This window comes from Methylibium sp. T29-B (assembly GCF_000576225.1).
GTDB lineage: Bacteria > Pseudomonadota > Gammaproteobacteria > Burkholderiales > Burkholderiaceae_C > Methylibium > Methylibium petroleiphilum.
The window spans coordinates 1-4,665 of sequence record NZ_AZSN01000215.1; the positions used below are offsets into that span (position 1 = coordinate 1).

At 67.7% G+C, this 4,665-nt stretch carries 6 protein-coding genes; 5 read left to right on the forward strand and 1 reads right to left on the reverse strand.

Going from position 1 to position 4,665, the window contains the following annotated elements; translation table 11 throughout:
• The first annotated feature begins 5 nt into the window (after positions 1–5).
• The 5 genes from Y694_RS19785 to Y694_RS19805 all read left to right on the forward strand — a co-directional run bounded on the left by Y694_RS19785 (position 6) and on the right by Y694_RS19805 (position 3,566).
• Positions 6–830 carry an ABC transporter permease gene (locus Y694_RS19785; RefSeq protein ID WP_036235704.1) on the forward strand — a complete coding sequence of 275 codons (825 nt, stop codon included), beginning with the start codon at positions 6–8 and terminating at the stop codon, positions 828–830.
• A gap of 173 nt (positions 831–1,003) precedes the next feature.
• Positions 1,004–1,723 (forward strand): hypothetical protein, encoded by a 720-nt coding sequence (locus Y694_RS19790; protein WP_036235698.1) that lies wholly within the window; start codon positions 1,004–1,006, stop codon positions 1,721–1,723.
• Positions 1,720–2,325, forward strand: a complete 606-nt coding sequence (locus tag Y694_RS19795) for a hypothetical protein (protein WP_036235699.1) — start codon at positions 1,720–1,722, stop codon at positions 2,323–2,325. Before Y694_RS19790 ends, Y694_RS19795 begins: the two co-directional genes overlap by 4 nt.
• Before the next feature lie 12 nt (positions 2,326–2,337).
• Positions 2,338–2,832, forward strand: a complete 495-nt coding sequence (locus tag Y694_RS19800) for a hypothetical protein (RefSeq protein ID WP_011830179.1) — start codon at positions 2,338–2,340, stop codon at positions 2,830–2,832.
• Between the two features lie 2 nt (positions 2,833–2,834).
• The gene (locus tag Y694_RS19805) at positions 2,835–3,566 is read left to right on the forward strand and encodes a hypothetical protein (protein ID WP_036235701.1); all 732 of its coding nucleotides are present in this window, start codon (positions 2,835–2,837) and stop codon (positions 3,564–3,566) included.
• Between the two features lie 119 nt (positions 3,567–3,685).
• Here Y694_RS19805 and Y694_RS19810 read toward each other — a convergent pair whose 3' ends face one another.
• On the reverse strand, positions 3,686–4,204 hold the full coding sequence (locus tag Y694_RS19810; RefSeq protein WP_152543608.1) for a hypothetical protein: 519 nt from the start codon (positions 4,202–4,204) through the stop codon (positions 3,686–3,688).
• Positions 4,205–4,665 lie beyond the last annotated feature (461 nt).

The following is a 4,665-nucleotide window of genomic DNA, read 5'->3' on the forward strand; positions in this document are numbered from 1 at the left end:
GCCGCATGAGCGGGCCCGCCGAGGCACGCCGCGGCGTGGCGCACGCGCTGCAGGCCCTGCGCGCCGTGGTGCTGCGCGAGGTGTTGAAGTTCTCGCAGCAGACCGGCCGGCTGCTGTCGGCGCTGGTGCGTCCGCTGCTGTGGCTGGCGGTGTTCGCGGCCGGCTTCCGCCACGTGGCCGACGCCTCGCTGCAGCAGCCCTACGACGTGTACATCGTGCCCGGCCTGGTGGGCATGGTGCTGCTGTTCAACGGCATGCAGTCCTCGCTGTCGATGGTGTACGACCGCGAGATGGGCCTGATGCGCCTGCTGCTCACCGCGCCGCTGCCGCGGCCCTGGCTGCTGTTCTGCAAGCTGTGCGCCACCGCGCTGCTGTCGGCGCTGCAGGCGCTGGCCTTCGTGGCGCTGGCGCTGCTGATCGGCACCGCGCTGCCGGGCCACTGGGCGCACGGCCTGCATGCGCTGCTCGCGCTGCTGGCCGCCGCGTTGATGCTGGGCGCGCTGGGCCTGCTGCTGTCGGTGCACATCAAGCAGCTGGAGAACTTTGCCGGCACGATGAACTTCGTGATCTTCCCGATGTACTTCCTGTCCACCGCGCTCTACCCGCTGCAGCAGCTGCAGGCCTCGGGCGTGCAGTGGATCTACCAGGTGGCGCGGCTCAACCCGTTCACGCACGCGGTGGAATGGATGCGCCTGGCGCTCTACGGCCAGGACCCAGGCAATGCACCCTGGGTGGTGCTCGGCTGCCTGGCGCTGTTCTTCACGCTCGCCTGCTGGGGCTACGACCCGCAGCGCGGCTTCGGGCAGCTCGCCAAGCGCGGCGGGGGCTGAAGCTGTCTTCCTCCCACGGCGGGCAAACTGCCCTGCACGGGAGCGCGGCGGCTGACTAAGATCGCGGCGAACCGACCCACCGCTCCGGCCTCTCGCCGGCGACCGGGCCCCGCCAACGATTCGGAGACTCCCATGCGATCCACGCTCACCCGGACCCCGCGGGCCCACGGCGCATGACGGCCGCCACCAGCGGCAACAAGCGCCGCATCGGCGGCGCGCTGCGCGCCAGCGGGCTGCCCGAACCGATCTGGCTCGAATGGGTGGCGCTGATCGGCCTGCTGGGCTTCGGCACCTGGCTGCTCGGCGTGCGCGGCGTGTGGGGCCTGCTGCTGAACTCCGACCCCACCGGACTCACGCTGGTGATCATCGTGATCTTCGTCGCCGCGTCGTTCTGGGCCGGCCAGCGCGCCCGCGAACTGCAGCAGCAGCGCGCCGCGCTGCACCACGCCATCGCCAGCGGCCGGCGCGACGGCGACAGCTGGGCCGCCGCCTACTGGGCCGCGCTGGCGCAGCGCCCCACCGACGCCGACGCGCCGCTCGACATGCTGATGGAGCAGACCCACGGGCCGCACGCCACCGCGTGGTGGGTCAACGGCATCCAGCTCAAGCTCGGGCTGCTGGGCAAGGTGATCGGCTTCTCCATCCTGGCGATCCAGATCGGCCACACCGAGAGCTTCGACGCCACGCAGTCGCAGGCGCTGCTGAAGAGCCTGACCTCCGGCCTGGGCATCGCGCTGCTGACCACCATGGTGGGCCTGGTGGGCAACATCCTGCTCGGCCTGCAGCTCACCCGCCTGGACCGCTACGCCGACGCGCTGGTGGCCGACACCCAGCGCCACGGCCTGGCCCACGGCGCCGGGCGTGATGAGACCGCGACCGAGCCCACTGCATGAGCCGCAAGCGCCGTTCGCGCGAGGTCGAGGTCGACCCGTTCTACGACATGTTGTTCAACATGCTGATCGCCTTCGTCTTCTGTTTCATCATCGCGCTGCTGGCGATGAACCCGAAGGCGCTGAAGGCCGGCGACATACCGGCCAAGGCCGAGTTCATCATCACCGTGAGCTGGCCCGACAACAACCCGAACGACCTGGACACCTGGGTGCAGGACCCGGCCGGCGACCTGGTGTGGTTCCGCGCCCGCGAGGCCGGGCTGATGCACCTGGACCGCGACGACCGCGGCCTGGCCAACGACACCATCGTGGTCAACGGCAAGCAGATCGTGAACCCGCTGAACCAGGAAGTGGTCACGCTGCGCGGCATTGCGCCCGGCGAGTACACGGTGAACATCCAGTACTACGAAACCAAGAACGGCGAGCCGGTGGAGGCCACCGTGTCGCTGGTGAAGGTGAACCCGCGCGCCGAGGTCGTGTACTACGGCACCGCCACGCTCGCGCGCAAGGGCGACGAAGCCACCGCGCTGCGCTTCACCGTGCTGCCCGACGGAACCGTGAACAACATCAACACCCTGCCCAAGACCCTGGTGCAGCAAATCTGAGCCGGCCCCGCCATGACACTCTCCATTGCCATCACCTACGCCGCGCTGCTGGCCCTGACCGCGCTGGCACTGCTGTACTCCCGCTGGCCCGCCTGGCTGAAAGGCCTGCTGGTCGCCGGCGTGACGGTGCTCTACTTCCACGGCGCCGCGGTGCTGCAGGCCGTGTGGGGCCTGCCGGCCGACGAGGCGCTGCCACCGCGCTTCATCCTGCTGGCGGCCGTGATCGACGAACCCAGCGCCTCGCACCCCGGCGCGCTGTACGTGTGGGTGAACCGCATCGAGGACGGCAAGCCCGCGCTCGAGCCGCGCGCCTACAAGCTGCCCTACGCCAAGGACCTGCACGCGCTGCTCAACGAAGGCATGAAGAAGGCCCGCCAGGGCGTGAGCCAGCTCGGCACCGCCGAACCCAAGGCCGGCCGCAAGGGCCTGGCCTGGCTGCGCCCCGGGCGCGACGAGCAGAACGTGAAGATCCGCGACCTGCCCAAGCCGCAGCTGCCGGAGAAATGAGCATGATGCACCGTGCCCTCTCCGTCGGCCTGCTGTGCGCGGCCACGCTACTGGCCGGCTGCGGCGGGCCGCCCGCCGCCGTGAAGCTGTTCCCGCTGGAGCCCGGCCGCTCCTGGGTCTACCGCACCACCACCGAGCTGGAAGACAACACGCGCGACGAAGAGATCATCACGTTGCGCACGCTGGGCAAGGACACGCTGACCGTGGAGCAGGCCGCCGAGCCCGGCCCGGCCTGGCACCGCCACAGCGACGGCGGCGCCGACTACTGGCTGCGTGCCGACGACACCGGCATCTACCGCGTGGCCAGCAAGAGCGAGCTCGACGCCGAGCCGCAGCCCGACGCCACCCGCCGCTACGTGCTGAAGGCGCCCTACACCGTGGGCACGCAGTGGCAGACCGACACCGCGCCCTACCTGCTGCTGGAGAACACCAACTTCCCGCGCGAGACCCGCCACCGCCACCCGGCGGTGCCCATGCTGTTCAGCATCACCGCGGTGGACACCGCGGCGGAAGCCGACGGCCGCCGCTACACCGGCTGCACCCAGGTGCAGGGCAACGGCCAGATCCGCATCTTTTCCAGCTCGGTGGGCGGCTGGCGCGACGTGCCCATCGTGGCCCGCGAGTGGTACTGCCCCGGCGTGGGCCTGGTGCGGCTGGAGCGCGAGGAGCTGGTGGGGTCGAGCGGGTTGGTGTTCGGGGGAAAGCTCGTGATGGAGTTGGTGGACGAGGGCTGAGGGGCGAAGAGAACCATGGATGAGCGTTCAGCGACCCCTTGCCGTGCGCGCGGACTGAATCGCCCCGGGCCTTTTAGACACCTCTGTGGCGCATGAGGCCGAGCGAGGGATCACGCGAACTACTTTTCCAGGAACCCGAGCTTCGCCGACCCGTTGACTTCTAGCTTCTTCCCGACAACCGTCTTGCTTGCGGTTTCTTCTATCCACACTGCCGAATACTCATCGCTGAATTCACCTCGAACGACGTAGGTTGCATTGGGCTCCGGGACAAACTCTACCGTGCCCTTGACCTGGTACACAGTGCTGGTCAGGGCCTGGATAGGGGCGGCGAAGATCGTCCTTCCTCTTACGCCCACCTTGACAAGCTTGCCTGCAACGATCGACCTGCCGAACTGGACAGTGGTTAGAGCAAAGCCTTTGCCTTGGCTGGCTTGATGCGTCCGCCTCATTCCGTTGTCAATGTCTTGCCCATCCAGTTGCTCGGCGACAAACAGGTCGGCCTTGGAACGACTGTGCACCAATCCTGAGTCGTCAAGCCGAGCTTGCGGCCCGGAGTAACTTGCAGGGATCGATGGGGCGACTGATGCACAGCCAGACAAGAGAAGAATGGACAGGGCAATTGCGAGACGACCGAACACGACAGACCTCCGTAGTTGTTAGAAATCGGACTTGATGCTTAACGTTTGAGTAACGACACGCTCGATCGCAGCGCCGACCGCTGCCAGCAAGAAGTACACGTACTTCTCTTGCGCCGCTCGGTGCTGACGGCACACCTCGGCGCGAAGCGGCTGGCAAGACGTCCCCTCGATGGAAGGGTTAGGCATCACTGAGCAGCTTGGACAGCATGTTCTTGCGAGCGACATCAGGCTTGTATGGAACGTACTCCTCGCGTTCCTGCAGCAGCCTTCGCCATCGCTGAAGGAAGGCTTGATCGACACGAAGGGACGGCTTCGACTGGATCCACGCTTCTTCGCACTTCGCTAGTGTGGTGCGCCACTCTGTTCTGTACTTATGCCGCGACGGTCGCCAAGGCGGCCTTGGCCCGGGTGACCTTGGCCAGGATGTCGGTGGCGCTGGCTGTCCAGATGAATGTGCGCGC

What these genes read in the sequence shown, in the direction of transcription:
- Y694_RS19790 (WP_036235698.1), top strand. Translation starts at nt 1,004, where the DNA reads ATGACGGCCGCCACCAGCGGCAACAAGCGCCGCATCGGCGGCGCGCTG.
- Y694_RS19800 (WP_011830179.1), top strand. Translation starts at nt 2,338, where the DNA reads ATGACACTCTCCATTGCCATCACCTACGCCGCGCTGCTGGCCCTGACC.
- Y694_RS19785 (WP_036235704.1), top strand. Translation starts at nt 6, where the DNA reads ATGAGCGGGCCCGCCGAGGCACGCCGCGGCGTGGCGCACGCGCTGCAG.
- Y694_RS19795 (WP_036235699.1), top strand. Translation starts at nt 1,720, where the DNA reads ATGAGCCGCAAGCGCCGTTCGCGCGAGGTCGAGGTCGACCCGTTCTAC.
- Y694_RS19805 (WP_036235701.1), top strand. Translation starts at nt 2,835, where the DNA reads ATGATGCACCGTGCCCTCTCCGTCGGCCTGCTGTGCGCGGCCACGCTA.